This window comes from Syntrophomonas erecta subsp. sporosyntropha, assembly GCF_055395365.1.
The window spans coordinates 1,437,025-1,455,704 of the sequence record NZ_AP042459.1 but is presented as its reverse complement, the minus strand read 5'-3'; the positions used below and the strand labels follow the sequence as shown (position 1 = coordinate 1,455,704).

The 18,680-nt window shown below is 45.6% G+C and carries 21 protein-coding genes, 1 other RNA gene and 1 riboswitch; of the genes, 10 read left to right on the top strand and 12 right to left on the bottom strand.

Annotated features, from left to right (window positions below; translation table 11 throughout):
* The first annotated feature begins 5 nt into the window (after window positions 1–5).
* The 6 genes from ACZ5Q0_RS07095 (at window position 6) to ACZ5Q0_RS07070 (ending at window position 3,084) form a co-directional block, all read left to right on the top strand.
* Window positions 6–737, top strand: a complete 732-nt coding sequence (locus ACZ5Q0_RS07095) for a hypothetical protein (protein WP_447182318.1) — start codon at window positions 6–8, stop codon at window positions 735–737.
* On the top strand, window positions 737–1,336 hold the full coding sequence (locus ACZ5Q0_RS07090) for a hypothetical protein (protein WP_447182317.1): 600 nt from the start codon (window positions 737–739) through the stop codon (window positions 1,334–1,336). The genes ACZ5Q0_RS07095 and ACZ5Q0_RS07090 overlap by 1 nt, the downstream gene beginning before the upstream one ends.
* A gap of 12 nt (window positions 1,337–1,348) precedes the next feature.
* Complete coding sequence (locus tag ACZ5Q0_RS07085; RefSeq protein WP_447182316.1) at window positions 1,349–1,714, top strand: hypothetical protein; 366 nt, start codon at window positions 1,349–1,351, stop codon at window positions 1,712–1,714.
* Complete coding sequence (locus ACZ5Q0_RS07080; protein ID WP_447182315.1) at window positions 1,707–1,910, top strand: hypothetical protein; 204 nt, start codon at window positions 1,707–1,709, stop codon at window positions 1,908–1,910. Before ACZ5Q0_RS07085 ends, ACZ5Q0_RS07080 begins: the two co-directional genes overlap by 8 nt.
* Before the next feature lie 69 nt (window positions 1,911–1,979).
* Complete coding sequence (locus ACZ5Q0_RS07075; RefSeq protein WP_447182314.1) at window positions 1,980–2,390, top strand: phage holin family protein; 411 nt, start codon at window positions 1,980–1,982, stop codon at window positions 2,388–2,390.
* Window positions 2,383–3,084 carry an N-acetylmuramoyl-L-alanine amidase family protein gene (locus tag ACZ5Q0_RS07070; protein ID WP_447182313.1) on the top strand — a complete coding sequence of 234 codons (702 nt, stop codon included), beginning with the start codon at window positions 2,383–2,385 and terminating at the stop codon, window positions 3,082–3,084. Before ACZ5Q0_RS07075 ends, ACZ5Q0_RS07070 begins: the two co-directional genes overlap by 8 nt.
* A 2-nt stretch (window positions 3,085–3,086) precedes the next feature.
* On the opposite strand, the gene ACZ5Q0_RS07065 is transcribed toward ACZ5Q0_RS07070, so the two are convergent.
* On the bottom strand, window positions 3,087–3,233 hold the full coding sequence (locus tag ACZ5Q0_RS07065) for a hypothetical protein (RefSeq protein WP_447182312.1): 147 nt from the start codon (window positions 3,231–3,233) through the stop codon (window positions 3,087–3,089).
* Window positions 3,234–3,298: 65 nt separating this feature from the next.
* Here ACZ5Q0_RS07065 and ACZ5Q0_RS07060 point away from each other — a divergent pair, with 65 nt between their 5' ends.
* From ACZ5Q0_RS07060 to ACZ5Q0_RS07045, 4 genes are read left to right on the top strand one after another with little or no spacing between them, the layout of a single operon-like run.
* Window positions 3,299–3,706: a helix-turn-helix domain-containing protein gene (locus ACZ5Q0_RS07060; protein ID WP_447182311.1), complete on the top strand. Its 408-nt coding sequence runs from the start codon at window positions 3,299–3,301 to the stop codon at window positions 3,704–3,706.
* Window positions 3,699–3,866 (top strand): SHOCT domain-containing protein, encoded by a 168-nt coding sequence (locus ACZ5Q0_RS07055; RefSeq protein WP_447182310.1) that lies wholly within the window; start codon window positions 3,699–3,701, stop codon window positions 3,864–3,866. Before ACZ5Q0_RS07060 ends, ACZ5Q0_RS07055 begins: the two co-directional genes overlap by 8 nt.
* 47 nt (window positions 3,867–3,913) lie before the next feature.
* Window positions 3,914–5,224, top strand: coding sequence for a recombinase family protein (locus ACZ5Q0_RS07050; protein WP_447182309.1), 1,311 nt, complete (start codon window positions 3,914–3,916; stop codon window positions 5,222–5,224).
* Entirely contained in the window at window positions 5,221–6,798 is a 1,578-nt protein-coding gene (locus tag ACZ5Q0_RS07045) for a recombinase family protein (protein ID WP_447182308.1), read from the top strand. The genes ACZ5Q0_RS07050 and ACZ5Q0_RS07045 overlap by 4 nt, the downstream gene beginning before the upstream one ends.
* Window positions 6,799–7,123: 325 nt before the next feature.
* On the opposite strand, the gene ssrA is transcribed toward ACZ5Q0_RS07045, so the two are convergent.
* From ssrA to ACZ5Q0_RS06990, 11 genes are all read right to left on the bottom strand, one after another.
* Window positions 7,124–7,477, bottom strand: a transfer-messenger RNA (tmRNA) gene (ssrA, locus tag ACZ5Q0_RS07040).
* 387 nt (window positions 7,478–7,864) lie between these two features.
* Window positions 7,865–8,335, bottom strand: a complete 471-nt coding sequence (gene smpB, locus ACZ5Q0_RS07035) for an SsrA-binding protein SmpB (RefSeq protein WP_446818717.1) — start codon at window positions 8,333–8,335, stop codon at window positions 7,865–7,867.
* Window positions 8,336–8,617: 282 nt separating this feature from the next.
* A complete protein-coding gene (locus ACZ5Q0_RS07030) occupies window positions 8,618–8,851 on the bottom strand; it encodes a hypothetical protein (protein WP_446818718.1) in 234 nt (77 codons plus the stop codon).
* 451 nt (window positions 8,852–9,302) lie between these two features.
* Window positions 9,303–10,046 (bottom strand): hypothetical protein, encoded by a 744-nt coding sequence (locus ACZ5Q0_RS07025; RefSeq protein WP_446818719.1) that lies wholly within the window; start codon window positions 10,044–10,046, stop codon window positions 9,303–9,305.
* A 334-nt stretch (window positions 10,047–10,380) separates the two neighbouring features.
* Window positions 10,381–11,496 (bottom strand): ABC transporter substrate-binding protein, encoded by a 1,116-nt coding sequence (locus ACZ5Q0_RS07020; protein WP_447182307.1) that lies wholly within the window; start codon window positions 11,494–11,496, stop codon window positions 10,381–10,383.
* A complete protein-coding gene (locus ACZ5Q0_RS07015) occupies window positions 11,497–12,243 on the bottom strand; it encodes an ABC transporter ATP-binding protein (RefSeq protein ID WP_464827296.1) in 747 nt (248 codons plus the stop codon). It abuts the gene before it with no gap.
* 94 nt (window positions 12,244–12,337) lie between these two features.
* Window positions 12,338–13,351 carry a FecCD family ABC transporter permease gene (locus ACZ5Q0_RS07010; RefSeq protein ID WP_446818722.1) on the bottom strand — a complete coding sequence of 338 codons (1,014 nt, stop codon included), beginning with the start codon at window positions 13,349–13,351 and terminating at the stop codon, window positions 12,338–12,340.
* A complete protein-coding gene (locus tag ACZ5Q0_RS07005) occupies window positions 13,351–14,169 on the bottom strand; it encodes an Ig-like domain-containing domain (protein WP_446818724.1) in 819 nt (272 codons plus the stop codon). Before ACZ5Q0_RS07005 ends, ACZ5Q0_RS07010 begins: the two co-directional genes overlap by 1 nt.
* 194 nt (window positions 14,170–14,363) lie before the next feature.
* Window positions 14,364–14,482, bottom strand: a riboswitch (molybdenum cofactor riboswitch).
* Between the two features lie 543 nt (window positions 14,483–15,025).
* Window positions 15,026–17,131 carry a ribonuclease R gene (rnr, locus tag ACZ5Q0_RS07000; protein WP_447182306.1) on the bottom strand — a complete coding sequence of 702 codons (2,106 nt, stop codon included), beginning with the start codon at window positions 17,129–17,131 and terminating at the stop codon, window positions 15,026–15,028.
* 56 nt (window positions 17,132–17,187) lie between these two features.
* A complete protein-coding gene (locus ACZ5Q0_RS06995; protein WP_446818726.1) occupies window positions 17,188–17,745 on the bottom strand; it encodes an HD domain-containing protein in 558 nt (185 codons plus the stop codon).
* 37 nt (window positions 17,746–17,782) lie between these two features.
* Window positions 17,783–18,559, bottom strand: coding sequence for an alpha/beta hydrolase (locus ACZ5Q0_RS06990; RefSeq protein WP_464827085.1), 777 nt, complete (start codon window positions 18,557–18,559; stop codon window positions 17,783–17,785).
* Window positions 18,560–18,680: the final 121 nt, after the last annotated feature.

The window sequence follows — 18,680 nt, the reverse complement described above, 5'->3', positions numbered from 1 at the left end:
TTTTTGTGTTGTTTGCAGCTGAAAGCGGCCGAACCGTAATCGATGAGAACCTGGCTAATGCCGCTATGATGATGCAGGAATTCTCGCATATTTATGAAGGCACCGCTTTTGGTGGCAAAACCGGAGCGGGTATTGCTGAATTTGACTGTGCCGGTTATGACCATGCGGTGCGGTTTAAAGCCGATACCGCCGCCGCTATCGCGAGAGTAACCTTTGAAATTATCAGGCATGGTCAGGGTGCTGATCTCTTGGTCGAACTGCGGGACGGCTTTAATCCGGATGGTTCGACAGCGGGTTCGTTGCTCAGATTCATGGTGCTGCCCAAAGAGTTTATTCCCACCAGCAAGGGATATTTCAGCATCCCTATAGATATATCTGACTTAGTGAGCGGCGCTTACTACTGGCTGATCATTAAAAAAGCCGGGGATGCCGATAACCACTTTCACCTGCATGGTGAAACCATACAAGACTCCTTATATCCTACTTACAGAAGAGCGGGAAACAGCGGAGCCTGGACAGCAGAGAACGCCATCCACTTTGAGGTATATAACGGGGAAACGGGCAACCTTTTGCATGGCATCTATGGCTACAACGCCGTTACCTGGCTTATATGGGACGGTGATCTAATCGCCAGAGCCTATCGGTACCTGCCCCCCGCTTCCGGTTTTGTAGGCGGGGTCAGGCAGATCAAAACCTATCAATGGTCAGGCGAGATATTAAAACGGGGGGTGGTGTGATGTTTGGCTCAGAAGAGATTCTGGCTTTTATCCGTCGTTCTGTCGGTGTGCGTGGGGATGCAGCCGATGCCGCTGGGAGTCTGCATTCAAAGATCAAAAAGCTAAGTGACGATGCTTTAGCAACTCTAGCAAAAGCTCCTTGGAATGGTAAATCAGTTACCGTAAACTCTGGCTATGTCTACTCCAACGTGAATGGCGACGGTCTGTATCATGATGTCCTGAGAATAACTGGTCCGAGGATTATATTAGATGGATATATCAATTTTGAGCAGAGCTCCGATTACCTCTACAGGCGGATAGTGCTAGATGGTAACACGATAGCCAACTTTAACGGTGATGATATTCAGTCTTACAATCTCTACAGCTGGAATCCAAGCAGTGATTCTCGTAAAAACACCCATAGTTACCGCTTACCCTACGGGTATGGCAAATACTATAACTCTGGTGCTGTAGATTATAGTATTGGTACTAGGGGCGTAATGATCAAATTACCAGCATTACTGCCGGTACAATCGTCATTGGTGGTTGAGTATATGGTAACCAGTGGTAATACGAGACCTATTAACACTCAATACGGTATCTGGCATGTGGCGGCTTAGGAGGGAGAATCATTGGAGATAAATGAAAATGGTCTTATCTATGAAATACAGATGGAAAACGGGGTTGAGGTGGCCAGATTCATCAAGTGTGCCTTCCTGCGGCTTGATATATGCTGCGCGGACACAGTGGTTGTTAATCAGGAACTAAATGTAACCATCGCCTACTTGGACTACGAGGGTAATCCCCAGGTTAACAGCGAGGATATTACAGTACAGGTAATTTTAGAGGGTGAGGTTGTTGCCGAAAGAACGATTACCCCTATCAACGGGACTGAGAATCTGGTCCTGGAATTTGCCGGTCCCGGAGAATATCGAATCAGCGCGATAGGGAACTGCACCTGCGAACCCGCGGAAAAGAAGGTGATCGTCAATGGCTGAGAAGCTAGTGGTGGCTAAGACGCAAAAGCACCTGGCGGCTGAAGCGGAGGCGGTCAAAATATCCGACAGAGCGGCTAAAATAAAAGCCTTAACGGGCAAGGCCAACAAGGATGTGGTGCTTACTGATATCTATGAGCAAAATAAACTTATTTTAGAGTTTCAAAACGAAATACTGGGACTATTGAGAAACAAATAGTACCTGTCAAAGATGTGTGAGCCGCAGGGCTCTTTTTTTATTGCTATAACCAAGGAGGAAAGAAAACGCATGAAAAATGCCATTAATACAATTCAAATTGCCCTTTCGGCCTTTGGCGGCTGGCTGGGCTGGGTTTTGGGAGGCTGGGACGGCTTTTTATACGCACTGATTACCTTTGTGGTTATCGATTACCTGACCGGCGTCATGTTGGCCATACTGGAAAAACGCCTTTCCAGCGAGGTCGGTGCCAGGGGCATCTTTAAGAAGGTGCTGATTTTTTCCCTGGTGGCAGTGGGACACATTATCGACGCCCAGGTAATAACAAACGGTAGTGCTGTCCGTACCGCGGTCATCTTCTTCTATTTATCTAACGAAGGGATCAGTATTCTGGAAAACGCAGCCAAGATCGGCCTGCCTATTCCGGAGAAACTCAAACTGGTTTTGGACCAGCTGAATAAGGAGGAAAAGATTAATGGCTAGATTATGTTTCGACTACGGTCATGGCGGCAATGACCCGGGTGCAGTATATAAAGGAAGAAAAGAAGCCGATGATGTGCTGAGCCTAGGTCGGGCCGTAGCAGCAGTGTTGAGACGCCATGGAGTAATCATCGATGAGACCAGGACGGCTGATGTTAGTGTAAGCCTGAAAGCTAGATGTGATTTTGAAAACAAGGGTAGCTTTGATTACTTCATATCCTTTCACCGTAATGCTTTTAAACCGGAGGCGGCTGCCGGTGTAGAAACTTACACTTATTTAAATCCGGGAGCCAAGTCAAAGGGGCTGGCCGAAAAAATTCAAAGCTCCCTGGTGGGGGTCGGTTTTGCAAACCGGGGGGTTAAAACTGCTAATTATCAAGTATTAAGAGAAACCAAGGCTCCTGCAGTACTAATTGAAATCGGCTTTATTGATAACAGCCAAGATAATGCACTGTTTGATGCCAAGAGAGATGAAATTGTCAAATCAGTTTCTGGCGCTATCCTTTCCCAACTGGGGTTAGCATACATAGAAGAAAACAAGAATGGTCTGGAAGGAGCTTTGGAGGTGTTGGTAAGAAACGGCATACTTAAAACCCCTGAATATTGGCTGCAAAATGCAAGAAAAGGCCAGAGCGTAAATGGCGAATACGCCGGGATGCTGATTGAAAGAATGGCCGAGTACATTTCATCCCTATAACCTTAACGATTATTACCTAAAAGAACTATCCTTAAAGCATTAGCTCTGGCTTTTACTTCTTTAATAAAACCTAATAACTGACTCCAAATCGCCGGGTGATTGATTTCACCCGGCATTTTTTGCTTTAACCCTAAGCTACTGGTACTCAAACCGCCCTTCGTTGTCCTGTGGATTGTGAGGGAACGATTCATGCCCTTCGAAGGGAGGAACCGATATGAACGGCTTGCAAAAAGAGCGGATTGCTCTTCTTCGCGCCGAAGGTAAGAGTTACACCAAAATAGCCGATACCTTAGGTTTATCGATAAACACGGTGAAGTCTTACTGTCGCAGAAACAATCTGGGCGGAAATGCTACTATAATGTCTGACTCTGTGGACGGTACATTTTGCTGCCAGTGCGGAGCGCCGCTTAATCAGACCATCGGGAAGAAGCAGAAAAGGTTCTGTTCGGACAAGTGCCGTATGGCGTGGTGGAATGCCCATCCAGAGGACGTTAACCACAAAACCATCCGGTCATTTACCTGTCAGACTTGTGGCCAGTCCTTTGAAGCGTATGGCAAACGAGAGCGCAAATACTGCTCCCGCGCTTGCTACGGCAGGTCGAAGGCGGTGCGGCATGAGTAGTAAGGCATTAGCAGTCATCTACTATACAGCCACTATGGCAGTTTTAAAGAGATGGCTTGCAGCAGGCATTATCCGAGAAGATGAATTGATTAAAATTGAGGCAACTATCGCTCAAAAATACGGGCTTTCCGAGCGCAGCATATATCGCCAAAACACTTGATAATATGGGCTTTTGGAGCGAATATGTCATAGCGAAAGGAGGTCATTATGGAAAAGATAGTTACGAAAATATCCCCTTCGGTGCCACCAATCCCTGCTAGATTACGGGTTGCCGCCTATGCCCGCGTATCATCCGGAAAAGATGCGATGTTACAATCTCTGGCAGCTCAAGTCAGCTACTACAGCAAACTCATTCAGCAGCGCTCGGATTGGGAATATGCTGGTGTATACGCCGATGAGGCACTGACAGGAACCAAAGACACTCGCCCGGAATTTCAGCGTCTAATTGCTGACTGCAAGGATGGCAAGATTGACCTGATCATTACAAAATCGATATCACGTTTTGCCCGCAACACGGTAACACTGCTTGAAACAGTGCGAGAGCTAAAACTGCTCGGTGTTGACGTTTATTTTGAGGAGCAGAATATTCACTCCATGAGTGGGGATGGCGAACTTTTGCTAACCATCCTCGCATCCTATGCTCAGGAGGAAAGCCGTTCGGTTAGTGAGAACTGTAAGTGGAGGATTCGCAAGCGGTTCCAGCAAGGTGAGATTGTAAACCTGCGTTTCATGTACGGGTATCGAATTAACAATGGTCAAATTGAAATCGATCAGGAACAGGCCGAAATCGTTCGAATAATCTACGCTGATTACGTAAACGGTCTGGGATGCGATCGGATTGCTGCCAGGCTGCGGGAAATGGGTGTGCGAACGTTCAGCGGCAGACAGTGGACAGCAAAGCGAGTCCTGGCCATCCTAAATAACGAGAAGTATTCTGGCAACGCGCTGCTCCAGAAAAAGTATGTAGCCGACCACTTGTCAAAGAAGCTGGTTTATAACCGGGGAATCCTGCCAAAGTACTATGCCGAAGGAACCCATCCGCCGATTATAGACCCTCTCATCTTTCAAAAGGCGCAAGAAATCATGGCCCTTCGCCGGGAGAACAGAAATGTCAGACAAAACCCGGCCAACCGTTACCCATTTTCAGGCTTAATCTTCTGCCCTCGCTGCGGCAAGAACTATCGGCGGGTAACCTACAAGGGGCATGCAGCGTGGAACTGTTCCACCTTCGTCAATTACGGCAAGGACGTCTGCCCAGCGAAGCAAATCCCGGAACCAACCCTAATTTCGCTGACCGCTGAAGTTCTAGGTCTGGCGGAATTTGATGAGGTGGTTTTCCGATCCCAGATCAAGCAGATGCTGGTGCCGCAAGCAAATAAGGTCATTTATATTTTTCAAGACGGTCATGAAGTTGAAACCACTTGGCAAGACCGGTCACGCAAATCAAGCTGGGACGACAAAAAGAAACAGCAGGCGCGGAAAAGGGCGCTTGCCTACCAAAGGGGAGATTTGAAGTGAAACCAGCTCGAGCCGTTACTGTTATACCACCAACCATAAACCGCTTTGTGCAGGAAACGACTGGTGTGGCCGCAAGGAAAAGAGTAGCTGCATATGCCCGCGTTTCAACAGATTCTGAGGAACAGCTCACCAGCTACGAAGCCCAGGTAGACTACTACACCAAGTACATCAACGAACGTGCTGATTGGATATTTGCCGGAATCTACACCGATGAAGGTATCAGCGCCACCAATACCAAAAAACGCGATGGATTTAAGCAGATGGTCGCCGATGCACTGGACGGGAAGATCGATCTGATTGTTACCAAATCAGTCAGCCGCTTTGCGAGAAACACAGTTGATTCTCTGGTTACGGTTCGCCAGCTAAAAGAAAAAGGCGTTGAGGTTTATTTCGAAAAGGAGAACATTTACACGCTGGACAGTAAGGGGGAGCTTTTAATCACCATTATGTCCAGCCTGGCGCAGGAAGAAAGCCGTTCAATTTCTGAAAATGTAACCTGGGGCCAACGCAAACGTATGGCTGATGGGAAAGTAAGCATGCCTTATCGTCATTTCCTTGGCTACGAAAAGGGTGAGGACGGTTTACCTAAAATCGTTGAAAAGGAAGCGGAAACAGTGCGGCTGATTTACAGAATGTTTCTTGAGGGTAAAACGCCTTCAGCCATCGCCAAGCATCTTGGTAATCTGGGCATCCCATCTCCAGCCGGGAAAAAAACCTGGCAAGTGGCGACAGTAATAAGCATTCTGACTAACGAGAAATACAAGGGTGATGCTCTGCTGCAAAAAAGCTTCACGGTAGATTTTCTCACCAAAACCACCAAAGTCAACGAGGGTGAGGTCCCTCAATACTATGTGCAGAATAGCCATCCCGCCATTATTGAGCCAGACGAATTTGATGCGGTGCAGCTTGAAATGGAACGGCGTAAAAAACTCGGTAGGCCAGTCAGTTGCCATAGCCCATTTTCAGCTAAAATCGTTTGCGGTGACTGCGGCGGTTTTTACGGCTCCAAGGTTTGGGGTTCTAACACCAAGTATCGGCGCACGGTATGGCGGTGCAATAACAAATATAACTGGGATAAACCATGCCAAACACCGCACGTTACTGAAGATGATATAAAGCAACGATTTCTGACGGCATTTAACATGCTGATTGGCAACCGCGATGAAATACTCGCCAACTGCCGCCTTGCCCAAGAAGTCTTATGCAACTGCACAGAGATTGATGCTGAACTAAAAGGACTCCAGCGGGAAATCGATGTGGTAGCTGAATTGTTGCGAAAGGCCGTTTATGAGAACGCCCGTATCGCCCAAAACCAGGAAGAGTTTAATGAACGCAACAACCGCTATTGGGAACGCCACCGTATAGCAACGGAACGTTTCAACCAATTAGAAGAAATGAAGCGAGAGCGGCAGGCTAAAAGCTTATCACTTGGAACCTTCATCCGCGAACTGGAAAGCAGCCCGTCCGTGGTCGAGGAGTTTGACGAGCGACTTTGGGCGGTAGCAGTCGATACAGTCACTGTCACCAAGGACGGCAAGTTGCACTTTCGCTTTAAAGATGGCACGGAAGTATGATAGGTGCTTTAAAGGAATCCTCAAAAAGCGTACATGGCTTCGGCTTTGTAGGCTTTTTCTTTTCCAATGACCGGGCTTGACTGTTTGCACACCCCTCTGGAAAATGCACACCCCCTTTGCACACACCCTGCTAAAGTTCAACGATTACCTCCTGGCGCGATGACAATAAGTGGAAGGATTTCCCCTTATCAAAAGAGAATAACCCACCAGAAATCGAGAAAGCCGCTCCGCTAAAACCACAGGAACGGCTTTAATACCAGTTTTTCAAACAATATAAAAACCACCCACCGATAAAATTCTTTTTATCAATAGATGGTAGATAATCTGGTGGAGGCGGGGGGAATCGAACCCCCGTCCGAAAGATAGACCAGCCGAGTCTCTCCGAGCGCAGTTCGTGTATTAGGTTTCGCTCAGCCGACGCCCACGAACAGGCTTCTTAGAGCTATCCCCGATTAGTTTCCCCTTAAAACCCTCGAGAAAGAAGTTTAAAGAGTACCCTCACTAAGTGACGCCCTGCACCAGGCCGCGAGGACACCTGACCGGACGAGCAGCACTAAGCTGCTAATGCAAAATTATCTTCTGCAGTTATTTTAGAAAGTTTTCACCTTTTTAACGAGCTGGCGACAACTCGGCTCGCTACTCAACCCATCTTATCCCCCGTCGAAACCAGTACGCCCCCTTATTTATTATCCACTGCATCAGCAATGATAATACCTTAATAAATGGTTGTCAACCGGTGCAATCATGGATATTCCCCAGGTATTGCTAACTAGGCTGTAATCCGATTACTGGTTGTGACACCCGGGCCTCCGCCCCGCCTGGCGGGTAGATAACAGGATAAAGTTTTTTAGGCAATAAGATAAATTCAGTTTACTATTTTTATAAAGTTTTAACAACAGAAGGAAAACTGGGAACATCAGGCTGTGTTAAAACCCAAAAACCTGTATTTAAATCCATCGCTACGCATAATATACGCCGGAAAACAGGAATAGAAAGATGATTGCACGTATTTATACAATATTCCAGCACTTTTCACAAAGGCTGATGTCCCACTGCTCCCCTCCGGTTAGAATTTTTCCTTTTCCCGCAGGGCTCGGGCTATGGAACGCTCCGCATCGCGTTTGGCAATGTCTTCCCGCTTATCATAAAGCTTTTTACCAACCGCCACGGCCAGATCCACTTTAGCCAGTCCATCCCGAAAATACACTTTTAAAGGAATCAGGGTGTAACCTTTTTCTTTTTGCAATCCCAGGAGTCGATTAATCTCCCGGCGATGCAAAAGCAGCTTTTTAGGCCTTAAGGGATCATGGTTAAAACGGTTACCTTTTTCATAGGGGCTGATGTGAAAGTTAATTACCCACACCTCGCCATTTCTTACTGTAGCATAAGCATCCTGAAGGTTTCCCTTGCCCATACGCAAAGATTTTACTTCCGTGCCGGCCAAAACCAGGCCTGCTTCAAAATTCTCTTTAATATGATATTCATGTCTGGCTTTACGGTTTACAATAACCGGTTTGATCCCCGTTTTTTTGCCCATATTGCACACCCCAATTATTGGTTAAGCAAAAATAAACCCTCACCTTAGAATAAGCTTCATCTCCAAGGCCAGGGTTTTTACTCTAATTACATATATTATTATAGCTTAACTTTTAACAGCAGTCAAGGCAGCAGATTCGGATAGTACCGGGGGGCCCTCCAGATACCACTCATTTCGACAATACAGCCCCGGGGCCGAGATGATTTTATAGCCCGATTGTGTTAAAACCTAACACCTATTTTATATGGATTACTACGCACCAGAAAACAGAATAGACAGCCTTCAGCACTTTTTGCTCAGCCTGCCATCCCCTTGTTTAACTTTTTGGCATATAAAAGAGTTGGTTGTCCAGCGCCGGTACAGGCAATTATAGCAGGATACAGGCTCTTCTGCAGTCATCTCATCTTCGTCATCGTCTGCATAATAGGAACACTGCTCCGCAACCCGGGCTGCCGCATCCCAATCTTCTTTTCCCCCTAGAAATTCATAATTTCCCCGGGTATTTAATCTCCACATATTGATTCCCCCCTGTTATCACAACTTTAGAAATAAACCGATAAATACAATTCTTGCCTGGCTCCTGGCTAAGAGATTCATAAGGTCTAAAGAGTTTTATAACCTCTATTTTTCATAACCCGACGTTTCAACTCTCGGCTAAAAATGATTATCAACTTCTGGTAATATTATGTCTGGATAACTGTAGGAGAGTATTCCTAAAATAAACATACCCGGTAGGCGGTGTGAAAACCCAAAAACCTGTATTCAAATCCATCGCTACACATAATATACGACCGGAAACAGGAATCGCGAGATGATTGTGCATATTTGTAGAATATTCCAGCACTTTTCATACACTGACATTCCCCTGATGGCGTTACAAAAGCGTAACATAGTTTATTATAACGACATTGCTCCTGGAAACTGATATCAGTTTTTCGGTTTTAAAAAACGTAATCATGTTGGCATTTTAATAATTTTTCATCTGGTTTTTAGAACAGGTTTGCCATTTTACCTCATCTTCGGGCTGGGAGTTGACCAGTAATACTGATTTACCATCCATTAAGGCTGCTTTTACTACCTCGCCAAGTCTTACCCGTTCATCTCCAGCCAGCACTATACCTTCATCCAGGCTCTTTACTATTTCCACATAGCTTTGGGAGCAGATTTCATCAACAGTAGCAATCTCATACGGCTCTTTTATTTTGATCTTGCCCCGGAAACGTCCATCATTACCACTTAACCGTAAACCAGTTCCGGCCAGAGCTCCAATGACCCCCTGCCCGGTTCCGCCATGTTCAGAAAGGTGTACATTTAACTCTTCAGCCAGGCTGTAGGCATCTTCTTTAGTTAATACCTCCTGCTTGGCCATAAAGCCAAAAGATATTAGCCAGCCCGGCTGGCTCAGACGGTCAGGAACCACCACACATAACCCTGGATCTGAACCAGGGGCACTTTCATTAACTAGATACTCCTCGCAGAACCTGATTAAGTTATCCAGATATTCTTCTTTAATTTCCGCATCAAAGCACATGCAGCTGTTATGGGAAGTATAAGGAATATCCGGATGAACCAGGAGTTGGTGACGGGTAACAGGCTGAGCCTTACCCCAGCCACGCTTTTCTAGTTCATCGGCTATTTCTGAAGCCAATTCCCCGGTTCCCCGTTTAGTTTCGAGGTTGTCAGTATCATCAATACATACTAATACTCTCACTGCCTTTACCTCCATATTTTCCTATTCCGGATGCTTTCTAAAAATGGTTGGTAAACTGGTATATACCTATTATCGGAATTTTAGGCCTTGTTATTTAAAAGTTGATTACTGCGCAGCAGCCAGATTATCCTGAAAATCATATTTAAGTAAGCCGCCAACCATGGCACAGGGGACGAAAATGCTGCCCCGTCCGGCACCAAGAATAATACAGCACTCCCCGTTACAGTTTCGCAGATAACTTGGCAGCAAACTGAATCCGAACTGAACTTCAGCTGCTTGAGAACTAGCAGCCTTGTTGTTAATAACCTTCTAAGCAAAAGCTTAGTCCCGTAAACTATTGTTTAGGAGCCCGCATTCCCTGACCGTTTAATATATTTTGTATAGTCTCGTTATCCAGATCCCAGTTAAAAAACTCTTTGTAAAAATAGCGGGTTTCCTTTTCCATATCCAGATCAGTAAACAGATGGGGATATATGGTTTTGGCAATCCACATTACGGCCAGGGGGGTTTCCAAAGATGATTGGTGGGCCCAGCGGGAAACCCCATTAGGTAAAGCTAGAACACGATTGTTTTTAACCGCCTTAAGAGGGGCCCACTGTTCATGATCCCTAATATAGCCGACCACATTGTAGTCATTGCATAATATATAATCCGGGTCCCACAACATAATCTGTTCCAGGCTGGCAAAATGTTTCCCATCCATTACTTTTAACTGCTCTTGAACTGAAACATCAATAACCCATGCTGCTTCCATAATGTCAGCCGGTAGGGTGCCCAGGCTATCAGTACGGGTGGCTTCGTTAAGGGAATGGTATATGCGAACTCGTTTCTCTGCCGGAATATCTTTTACCCTTTGCTGCACACGTTCGATACAATCGTTGTAGTATTGGTTATATCTAGCCGCTTTAGCTTCGCTGCCTACGGTTTTACCTATCATGGCCATTACCTGCTGCTGGTCCTTTATACTATTAAATTCTACTGTTAAGAAAGGTATACCCGCTTTATTTAATTTATGAATTTCGGCTTCATTATTTACGGTATCCCCTTTAACGAAAACCAGATCCGGTTTACATGTAGCCAGGGTCTCGATATTGATGACCCCACTTGATTTGGGAACTGGTACATCTTTGATATGGGGATGCATTTTAAGCAGGAGTAAATCCCTTTGCATTCCACCTACTGCAGCTACAATATTATCTCCTTTCCCATACATGACCATAGCATGTCCGTATTCCGGACATAAACAGGCAATCCGCTCTGTATTAGCCGGAACCACTACTTCGCGGCCTACGGAATCCACCACGGTTATAGTATTTTGGCTTTTATCGGCAACCGGTGCAGTATGGTCAGACTGTCCACCACAGCTTACTAATAGCAAGCTGACCACCACCGGTAGAACAAATAACATCAGCAGACGACTTAACCGCACTAAGTGTTTCCCACGGGACATTTACTTCATCCTTTCATACGTTAGATCATTATTTAAGGTACTGATAGGGATCACCTGTTTTAGTTGGTGGCTGTCGCCCAGGTCCCAGGTCATTACTTTAGTGCGGACATTGTAGAGTTGGCCTAAATTTCGTTCTGACAGCACCTCACCCGGCCTCCCCACGGCCAGGAATTTATTGTGGTTCATTAAAGCCACCCGGGTTTGAATACCGCTGTTTTCAAAATAAAAGCAATGGTTGGGAAAATGAGTAGCCATCAATACTGATAATCCAGTATGTCGAACCAGATGAACAATGGTTTCCATAATGGTCAGTTCATGTTTGAAATCCAGATGTGCAGTTGGCTCATCCATGATGACTAGAGGAGTCCTTTGCGCCAGGGCCCGGGCCACCATGACTAGCTGTCCCTCTCCACCGCTCAGGTGAGTGTAGGGCCGATCCCTAAGCCGGCTGATACCGACCAATTCCAAAGCCTGTTCGGCAACCTCAATGTCTTCCGGATTAGGCGAGCTAAACATGCTGATATAAGAAGCCCGGCCCATTAAAACGATTTGCATAACTGTGTAGGGAAAGGTTTTTTCATGACTTTGTGGTACATAGGCTACCTGCCGGGCAATTTTGGGTGCATCAAGATCTTTAATAGAAGTTCCATTCAATAGCACTTTCCCCTGCTGGGGTCTTAACAAACCCAAAACACAATCCAGTAAAGTTGTTTTCCCACAACCATTAGGTCCCAGCAGGCAAAATATCTCACCCGGGGTGATAGTAAAATTAATATGGTTTAGTACCGGATGACTGTTATACCCGAAAGTTAAATCTCGGGCTTCGAGTAAAGAACTAATACTACCACCCTCCCCCTTTAGTCTTTTTTAAAAGATATACAAAGAATGGTCCCCCCACCAGGGCCGTTAAAATCCCCAGGGGTATCTCTGATCCGGTCATAATCCGCCCCAGATCATCAACTAATACCAGGAAACAGGCTCCCAGCGAAAAACTGGCCGGGATCAAGACCCGATTATCATTACCCACCAGCATACGACCAATATGGGGAATAACTAGACCTACCCAGCCTACAATTCCACTTACACATACGGCTCCCGCAGTTGCCAGAGTAGCACAGGCAATGACCAAACCCTTATTAAGGGCTGTGTTAATGCCTAAAGCATGGGCCTCTTTATCCCCCATTGACAATACATTGATCCGCCACCGGATTGCTAAAAGACCGGCAGTACCAACCAGCATCGGTATACCAGCTATGGCTATATCCCGGAACCGGGCTGATGCCAGGCTGCCCATAAGCCAAAAAACAATAGCCGGAAGCTGGTCTACCGGGTCAGCTAAATATTTGGCTAGAGAAATGAGGGCGGAAAAAACCGATGAAACGATCACTCCTCCTAAAACCAACATAATGGTAGGAGTAGTATTATAAACCCGGCTGATCAGGTAGCTCAACACTACCGCCAGCACTCCAAAAGCAAAGGCAAATGAGTACGTAGAAACGATTGAGTTAAATAAAATAATGGCCAGAGCAGCACCAAAACCTGCTCCTGCGCTTACCCCCAGAATTCCGGAGCTAACCAGGGGATTACGGAACAGCCCCTGAAAAGCCGCTCCGCTAACTGCCAGGCATCCTCCTACCATGGAACCCAATATAACCCGGGGCAAGCGTATTTCCCAGACTACTGTCTGGTGTATATAAGGTAGATCACACACTGCTGTGGTTACCTTACACCAAAGTATTTGAGTGACCTCAGTCAGGTAAACCGGATACCTACCGATAAAAAGTGAAACAAAAGCTATAACCAGAGGAGCTACTATGAGCAGCAAATAAATCCAATGTTTCTTGGCAGTCTTCATTAGTTTTTCTTTTTATACAGAGCCCAGCCGGCTATAACTACTGCCAATGCCAACAAAGCCGCAGTTATTTTAAAATTATTATTCGGGTCGCTTTTAGGGGACTGTTCTGCTGCTCCCGTCTTTACTATTTTCGATGCGGGATCATCTTCTATATTTTTATCATCCCTGCTATCGTTATGGCCTCCACTATGGCTATCGTTTTCAGAAATACTGGCAACAGGTTGATTATTATCTTTAGACACCTGGTCATCCACTTTAGAGGAAACCGCTTCATTGGTATCGGCCCTATTCTGGCTAGTTGTCTTTTCATTTTCCCCGGTGCTATTTTTCACTTGATTCTCCCCCGTTTTTACACCGGCAGTAGTAAAACTTACCACCGCCTGCTGACCTAGATTTACGCCACTCTTAGATTCTAGCTGTGGTGATACCTTAACTGTATAAGTAATGCCAGGTTGTAGTCCCACCCGGGGTTTAACAATTACATCCCGTCTTTTTTCGAATTCTACCTGGTCATCAGCCATGATAATATCGGCTGGTACCTGCTGTCCGTCTTCCGAATATAAGGCAAAACATTGCTGGTTATTATCCCGTACCGTCATATACACAACATTCTTGTTAAAAGTAAGTTTTATCTCTACAGGAAGGCTAACATTTGATTGACCATGAGCCGGTACTGAAGTCACCAAAGCAAGCGGCTGGTTTTTACCGCCTCCTGAGCCATCTCCGGCCCAAACAGGCATAGTATAAGCTTCTCCTAATAAAAGGCAAAAGGTCAGAATAAAAACTATCAGTACACCAGGTATCCGTTTTCGTAGCAAAATTACTCCCCCTTGATTAAAGTATTAATCAACTTTCCAACCCTTCTCCCCTTTTCTCCTTTACCTCTACCCCCGCTACGGGATGAAGGGGAGCTACCGAAGCTATGATAAAAAACTAAGGTCAGCTGCGGAAAATCACAACTGACCTTTAGTAATCCAGCCACAAGTTAAACCAGTAAAGGTTTAGCCAGCGCCTAATGTCCTGTCAATTTTCTTTCCGCTCCGGGAGGCACAGCCGTTTCCCGCTATACCCTATCGGCCTTTTAACCATAGCAACCGCCTTAGGCTAAAAAACTCGAAAATTACTACAAACAAAATTATTTACTTGTTGATTCTTGAATTTCTACACCTAAAGCCAAATTCCTGCCATTTTTATTAATTTATTGGCAGGGAAATTTTAACTATACATAATAAAAACGTTTGTGACCATGCGAACCCTAAAAAGCAGAGAGGGAAGCAAGGGGGTGTAGGGGGTGTAGGGGGTGTAGGGCTACCAATTCAACGGCAGCCTGTATGAAAAATAGTGGAGTATTGTATAAATATGCGCGATCACCTCCCTATTCCCGTTTTACAACGCATATTATGCGTAGCAGTGGACTAAATAAGGTTTTTGAGGCTTTCACACATTCAGACGGTCCCTTTTCTTCCCGTAGTGTGATCTTGTTAAGAAGCCAAATCGAGCAGGATAATGCTACAGTAGCTTGCTGCAGCATCATCCCTCCCACAGGACCGTACATAGGGGCCTCGTATACGGCTCCCGGTAAACCTTGTCTTTTCATAATAGAATGGACAAAGTCCCGATTTTATAAACATGTTGGTCAACAAAAAGGAAGCAAAGGGACCCTTCCCTTGCTTCCTACACTAATTCGAAATCAATTTTGGCATCATCGACATTTACCCTGACTAACTGTACCTTGACCGGATCGCCTATGGAAAAGCGCCGGCTGGTATGGTTACCAACCAGGGTGTAGTTGCGATCATTAAACTGGTAATAATCATCGACGATACTGGATATATGCACTAAACCTTCTACCGTATTGTCCAGCTCAACAAAAAAGCCAAATGATTGAATGGAAGAAATACGTGCCTCAAAAATCGCTCCCACAAACTGGTGCATATACTGGGCCTTTTTAATATCCACTAATTCCCGTTCGGCCTCTTCCGCCTTCATCTCCTGTACAGTGGCCTGCTCCCCAAAACTGGTCATTTTTCTTTCCCAGCGGGATCTTTTACGAGCATTCATACTACCTTCCAGTATGGCACTTAACACCCGGTGTACAATTAAATCCGGGTAACGACGTATCGGACTGGTAAAATGGCAGTAAAATTTAGAAGCTAATCCGAAATGCCCTAAAGCTTGGGGCATATAACGGGCATGTTTCATGGAACGCAGCATAACCAGGGCAATCAACTGCTCCTCAGGCCGCCCTTTAATATCCATTAGTACTTTTTGAAAAACGGATGGTTCCACTTTATTTTCCCGGATGCGATGGCCAAATACTCCCAAAACCAGGTTGAGCTTGTTTAAAGATTCCTCATCAGGCTTTTCATGAACCCGGTATAGTATGGGCATCTCCTGCCAGTAAAGGTGTTCTGCTATAACTTCATTAGCCTTGATCATGAAATCCTCAATAAGCATTTCCCCGGGACCTCTTTCAAATCTCTTAATCTCAACCGGAAACCCTTTATCATCTACGATAACTTTCGATTCCGGGAAATCAAAATCCAGGGCCCCCCGGCAACTTCGGTCCTGGCGCAGGATATCAGCCAGCTCTTTCATCAATCGGAAATCTTCTACCAGTTCTTTATAACGCTCACAGGTAGCGGCATCATTTTCCACTAATATCTTATTTACTGCCGTATAAGTCATCCGTTCATCAATATTGATAACTGACTTAAAAATGTCATAGTCTAACACCCGGCCCTGCTGGTTAATCTCCATCATACAGCTTATAGCTAACCGATCCACCCTGGCATTTAGGCTGCAGACATCGTTGGAAAGTTGCGGAGGTAACATGGGCAAAACCTTGTCAACCAGATATACACTAGTTCCCCTGGCGCAGGCCTCTTTATCCAGTTTTCCTCCCTCTTTAACGTAATGGGAAACATCGGCAATGTGTACGCCCAGCAGGTAACCGCCCTCTGTTCGCTCAATTGATACCGCATCATCCAGATCTTTAGCATCCTCACCATCAATAGTCACCATTTTTATAGCCCGCAAATCCCGCCGGCAGTTTATTTCCTCCTGGGAAGGATTTATCGCTACTTCGCGGGCCTCATCTAGTACAGCCTCCGGAAAATGTACCCGCAGACCATGTTTTTTTATAACTACCTCAATATCCAGACCAGGCTGGCCTTTTTTTCCTAACACTTCTATAATCCTGCCTTCAGGTGAACGGTTTTTATCCGGCCAGGCCGTAATTTTGACTACCACCTTGTCCCCATTACTTACCTTTAATTTTTTAGTCGGTTTAACATAAATGGGGTAAATCTGGCGCGAATCATCGGGGATTACCTGGACCAGATTTTTGACCTTCTCATAGGTGCCCACCAACTCTTTATTGGCCCGGCTGATTACCCGCACCACTTCTCCCTCGGGCCGTTGATCATTATGCGCCTTTTGATGAATACGCACCATAACCCGATCACTGTGCATAGCTCCATTAAGTTTTTTCCCATATACAAAAATCTCGGGGTAACCAGGCTCATCCGGCAGTAAAATGCCATAACCCCGCTGGCTGAGGCGAATAATACCCCGGGTAAGATTCATCATTTCCGGCAGACCGTATTTGTTTTTGCGAGTCTTAACGATCTCCCCTTCCTTTTCCAGCCTGCCCAGGGTTTTGCAGAACTTGTCCTCTTCCACAGGATCTACCCCTAGGGCTGCCATCAATTCGTGATAAGCTAAGGGACGATAGCTCTCCTGGTGCATAAAATCCAGCAATTCATTTCTATTAATCATATTTTCCTCCTCACAGGCGGTCTTAACAGGTATTATTCCCCGCACAAGCCTAACTCTTACCCATTTAGACCTAACGAGGGGGCAATTTTTTTCATACTTTCCAGAGCAATGTTTAAAAACTGGTCCAATTCTAAACCTAGTTCGGAACAGGCAGCCATCTGTTCCCGGCTGGCACCACGGGCAAAGGCTTTTTCTTTGAAACGTTTTTTCAAAGACTTAAGCTGTACGTTATTTAGATCTTTATCAGGACGCACCAAAGCAGCAGCAATAATAAAGCCACTGGCCGGATCAGCTGCATAAAGGGCCTTATCCAGCAAAGATTGTCGTTTTAGCCCGTGAATTTCATTATGTACCTTTACTGCATAAACCACCCCAGCCGGCAGTCCGTGTTTTTCCAGTATCTCCGCACCCAGCAGGGAATGCCGCTGGGGATCGTCACCAGTAACATCGTAATCTATATCATGCAAAAGACCGGTAATCCCAAATTGCTCAACATCTTCTCCCAGCTCTTCAGCTAAACCACGCATTATAGCCTCCACCGCTAATGAATGGTTAACTAGATTTTCATTCTTAAGATGCTGTTTTAATAATTCAAAAGCTTCTTCTCTGGTCATTATTTTATGAATCCCCCTTTACTCCATTATTAGTAAATTAATCCCCATTAATCTTACTGATAAACTTTATTATCTCCTGGCTGATATAATCTTTTTCTTTTCCCATGGTAGCTATATGACCTGATTTAGATAGCATAACCTGTTTCACCTGATTATGCTCTACCCGGGAGGCTATAAAATTAGCACTACGGGGGTGAACGGACTCGTCTTCTAAAGCCTGCATTAACAGCAACGGTACTGTTAATTTCTGCACCTCACCCATGACCGTGCTACGCAACTCCATCATACTCCGGAAGGCTTTAACCGGATTTACCCGGTAAGCAAACCGACCCTGTTTTTCTAAATTAATAGATTTAGCTTGCCCTTTAGGGAAATATGGTTTGACCCTCCCGATAACCGGAGCTAAAAAAGTTAGTAGCGGGTAGCGATTAAATATAGGCGCATTAATACTTACTACTGCTTTTACTCCCGGAATAGTGACACCTGCATGGAGGGCCAGTAATGCTCCCAGGGAAAGACCGGCCGTAACCACCTGCTCATATTTGCTAGCCAGATTGACCAGTTCTTTTTCAACCGCACCAAACCAGTCCCCCCACCCGGTTTCGTTCAGGTGCCGGGGAGTAGATCCGTGACCAGGAAGTAATAGACCCTTTACCGTGAACCCCGCCTGCTGGTTAAGCAGCTGGGCAACCGGGTAGACCTCTGAAGGGGAAGCAGTAAAACCATGTATAAATAAAAGCGCTACCTCTTTACTCCCAGGTAAAAAAAACGGCTTAGCCTGGGGATGTACCCCACTCATTTTCTCTTCCCCCATTGGTTATTATTATAATTGTTTCTTAATGTTACATTATACCGAATATACCTATCCCAGAATCTAAAAGTAAGATTGCCAGTGTTAGAGAATATATATACTGCTGATTACGCCCTATCCATGG